This window comes from Halomonas sp. IOP_14, assembly GCF_021021315.1.
Lineage (GTDB): Bacteria > Pseudomonadota > Gammaproteobacteria > Pseudomonadales > Halomonadaceae > Vreelandella > Vreelandella titanicae.
This window is the reverse complement of record NZ_JAINWD010000097.1, coordinates 1-2,424: the sequence shown is the minus strand read 5'-3', so window position 1 is coordinate 2,424 and position 2,424 is coordinate 1. Positions and strand designations below refer to the sequence as shown.

The 2,424-nt window shown below is 58.1% G+C and carries 2 protein-coding genes; both read left to right on the top strand.

Going from position 1 to position 2,424, the window contains the following annotated elements; translation table 11 throughout:
- Positions 1-108: 108 nt before the first annotated feature.
- Positions 109-966 carry a tyrosine-type recombinase/integrase gene (locus K7H09_RS24235; protein WP_041158185.1) on the top strand — a complete coding sequence of 286 codons (858 nt, stop codon included), beginning with the start codon at positions 109-111 and terminating at the stop codon, positions 964-966.
- Positions 959-2,110: an IS91 family transposase gene (locus tag K7H09_RS24230; protein WP_230806359.1), complete on the top strand. Its 1,152-nt coding sequence runs from the start codon at positions 959-961 to the stop codon at positions 2,108-2,110. The genes K7H09_RS24235 and K7H09_RS24230 overlap by 8 nt, the downstream gene beginning before the upstream one ends.
- Positions 2,111-2,424 lie beyond the last annotated feature (314 nt).

Here is a 2,424-nt window from a genome sequence, read left to right as displayed (position 1 = left end):
CTGTTGAACTAAACCGCTTCGCGGTAGCTGTCGACGAACCACGTTTTTCACCTCATCGGGCCACACTGTTGATTGACCCACGTGGGTCATACAACAGGAGTGACGACGATGACTGCCTTGCGACAGAAGATGATCGCGGCCATGCGTCAGCGTGGCTTTGCGCAACGTACCCACAACACCTACCTGATGGTGGTCACTGAACTAGCACGTTATTTCCACCGCCCGCCAGACACGTTGAGTACCGACGACCTGCAACACTTCTTTAATCACCTGGTTCAGGAGCGTGGTTTGTCCGCCGCCAGTTGCCGTGTTTATCTGCACGGCGTGCGGTTCCTGTATTTGCACGTGTTGCAGTGGCCTTCGTTTGATGTGCCGCTCACCGTCCCCAAAAAACCGCAGCGGATTCCAGAACTGCTGACCCGCGACGAGGTTCGGCGGATCCTGGCCGCCTGCCAAAACGCCAAGCATCGCATGATGCTCGAACTGTGCTACGGCTGCGGATTGCGTGTAACCGAGGTCTGCCACCTGCGAGTTAGTGACATCGACAGCCAGCGTTACCAACTCCGTGTGACGCAGGGCAAGGGCGGCAAGGATCGTATGGTGTTACTACCCGTGACCCTGCTTGATCGCTTGCGCGAATACTGGCGCGCCTATCGGCCAGTCACATGGCTGTTCCCGAGCGCTCTGTTTCCCGATCAAGCCCTACACGCCAGTGCGCCACAGAAGGCCTTTACCCAAGCCAAGCGCCTGGCCGGGATCGAGCGGGTCGGTGGCATCCATAGTCTGCGCCATGCCTATGCTACCCATGTTCTGGAGCAAGGCCTTCCCGTCCATCAGCTCCAGCGGCTACTGGGCCACCGTCACCTCCAGTCGACGATGCGCTACCTGCACTGGCTGCCGAGCCAGCAAGGGGGAGATCAGTGTCATATTGACCTGGTGGCCGCCTTGGAGGTGAGCCATGACTAAGGCCGCTACCTTGCAACAGGCGCTGACCCGCTTTCTCGATCCAACCGGTCTTGATCGCCAGCGCCAACGGGTGTGTACCCATCTGCTGGCCTGCCGAACGGAGGCGATGGGCGGGATGGTCTTGCAGTGCTCCGACTGCGCTCATGTACAGCCACACTACTTTGGCTGCCGCGATCGTCATTGCCCGCAGTGCCAAGGCCGCGCCATAGAACAATGGGCCGAACGTCAGCAGGCCAATATCTTGCCTGTGCGCTATTACCACGTCGTGTTCACGCTGCCGCACAGTCTTAATGGCTGGGTTCAGCTTCATCCCGAGGTGATTCACCGGTTGCTGTTCCAGAGTGCTTGGCAAACGCTGCGCACTTTTGGACGAGACCCCAAACGCCTTGGCGGCGAAATGGGGATGATCGCCGTGCTTCACACTTGGGGTCAGAACCTGAGCCAACATGTGCATCTGCACTGTTTGATTCCAGGCGGTGCCTTGGGTGACGATGGCCGCTGGCGTGGGGCGCATAGCAACTACTTGTTCCCGGTGCGGGCCTTGTCATGCCACTTTCGCGGGCACATGGTGAGCGCTCTGCGCAAGGCCGCCAATGCAGGCGATCTCCACCGGGTAAACCGGCCCGGAGATGTCGATGCTCAACTGAACACGCTGATGGCCACTGACTGGGTGGTTTACAGCAAGGACTGCCTTGAACACACTCATACGGTAGTTCGCTACTTGGCGCGCTACACGCGCCAGATCGCCATCAGCAACGCGCGTATCCTGGCCGTCGATGAGCACCAGATGACCCTACGCTACAAGGACTATCGCGACCATGACCGACACAAGTCGCTCATCCTCAATGGCGAGGAGTTCGTACGCCGCTTCCTGCTTCACGTCCTGCCCAAAGGACTGATGCGGGTGCGTCACTACGGTTTTCTGGCCAATCGCTGCCGTCGGCAACGTCTGATGCAGGTTCGTCGAGCACTAGCGGTGGTTGAGCAAGCACCGGGTGCCGATATGGCTGCCAGCGATGCGGAGCTGGCCTACACCTGTCCACATTGCAAGCAACCCACATTGCGGATGATCGGGACGCTCACACCCCAGCGCCACACCTACGATCAACCGTCTAATCATAAGGATCAACACTATCGAGCATGATGTAACGCCCTACGACGACAACCGACTTGGCTAACCGGCTCGCTAGCGGGTCATGGATAAGCTCGTCCCGATGATGGATTTTAGCCATCAGGCGCGCTACATTGGGTTAAATTAGATTTGGAAGTGCTGAAATGATGGCGAAACTCACGATCAGAGCGCGTTACCCCAGACATGCCAATGCACGGCTTGGTACCTCAGGCCGCACGCTGATCAATACAATCCCCTATTAAATAGCTGCCTGATGGACGCGCCTTAGTCCAACAGGCATTTATTCGCCATGCTCCGCACGGCGAATAAATGCTTCACTGTTAGAG

Coding starts and splice junctions, on each gene's coding strand:
- K7H09_RS24230 (WP_230806359.1), top strand. CDS start 959: ATGACTAAGGCCGCTACCTTGCAACAGGCGCTGACCCGCTTTCTCGAT.
- K7H09_RS24235 (WP_041158185.1), top strand. CDS start 109: ATGACTGCCTTGCGACAGAAGATGATCGCGGCCATGCGTCAGCGTGGC.